This window comes from Blautia sp. An46, from assembly GCF_002161645.1.
GTDB classification, from domain to species: domain Bacteria; phylum Bacillota; class Clostridia; order Lachnospirales; family Lachnospiraceae; genus Blautia; species Blautia ornithocaccae.
Window position 1 is genome coordinate 1 of sequence record NZ_NFIF01000048.1, and the last position, 1424, is coordinate 1424.

General features: G+C 50.6%; 3 rRNA genes. All 3 read right to left on the reverse strand.

The features are described from left to right. Positions 1-109, reverse strand: a 23S ribosomal RNA gene (locus B5G00_RS18390); the annotation flags it as partial. 432 nt (positions 110-541) lie between these two features. After that, positions 542-659, reverse strand: a 5S ribosomal RNA gene (gene rrf / locus B5G00_RS18395). Between the two features lie 265 nt (positions 660-924). Continuing rightward, positions 925-1424: ribosomal RNA gene (locus tag B5G00_RS18400) — 16S ribosomal RNA — on the reverse strand; the annotation flags it as partial.

Consider the following 1424-nt stretch of genomic DNA (forward strand, 5'->3'; position numbering starts at 1 on the left):
CTCCGGATCAATGGATATTTGCTCCTCCCCGAAGCTTATCGCAGCTTATCACGTCTTTCATCGGCTCTTGGTGCCAAGGCATCCGCCCTGTGCTCTTTTTTGCTTGGCCTCTTCTGATGTTATAGCGTTAACATCAGACGGCTTGTTGGTTTTCTTTCTCTCACTGCTCTCGCAGTGCCTCGTTTTCGTCTCTATCTTACGTTTAACGTATCATCAAGAAATGAATGTTTTACATATGCGGTTTTCAAGGTACAGTGCGCAATAAAATCAAAATGACATTTGGAATGCTCGCATTCCGGAATGGCTTTTTATATTTTATTGTATAGGGTGCCTGCTTGCGACTGAGGCAGCTTCGCTGCCGATGTGCGGGCTGGCACACTGCTGACTGATGTTTTATCAGCCATTAGAAGATACAAGCCTTTATACCCTCTAATCACTGGTAAAACCAGCTATCCAAACAGCGCTTCCCCGCTGATGTGGGTTACACCTTCTATGGTGCCGTTCTATCTCATCGCCTTTTCCCCGGCTCTTTTTTTGGGGTTCCCGGCAGCCACCTGCTTTCCCATGCCGTCTCCAGCATAGTATCATCGGCCGCTTCAGTCTTAACCGTCGTGTTCGGGATGGGTACGGGTGTTTCCCCGAAGCGCATCGCCACCGGAAAGTTTGAGCACTTAGTGAAGACAAGGCTCTGCCGCAGTCTGAACTTAGCGCGAAACTTGTTCGCTGCAACTTATGACAATTGGGCTCTGCTCAATTGTATAATGAGAGCGAGTCTCCGACGAAGCTCGAATTTAGTGCAGTCGAACTTCCTTTTGTGCTGTTACCAAGTTTTTCTTGATAACTCAACAGTGAAACACAAATACCTACTTCTTCTTCCGCTTTAGCTGGATTGCTCCAGACGAAAGAAGGCATTCTTTTCCTTAGAAAGGAGGTGATCCAGCCGCACCTTCCGATACGGCTACCTTGTTACGACTTCACCCCAGTCATCCGTCCCGCCTTCGGCAGCTCCTTCCTTTCGGTTGGGTCACTGACTTCGGGCGTTACTGACTCCCATGGTGTGACGGGCGGTGTGTACAAGACCCGGGAACGTATTCACCGCGGCATTCTGATCCGCGATTACTAGCGATTCCAGCTTCGTGCAGTCGAGTTGCAGACTGCAGTCCGAACTGGGACGTTATTTTTGGGATTCGCTCCCCCTCGCAGGCTCGCTTCCCTTTGTTTACGCCATTGTAGCACGTGTGTAGCCCAAATCATAAGGGGCATGATGATTTGACGTCGTCCCCGCCTTCCTCCGGGTTATCCCCGGCTGTCTCCCTAGAGTGCCCATCTTACTGCTGGCTACTAAGGACAGGGGTTGCGCTCGTTGCGGGACTTAACCCAACATCTCACGACACGAGCTGACGACAACCATGCACCACCTGTCT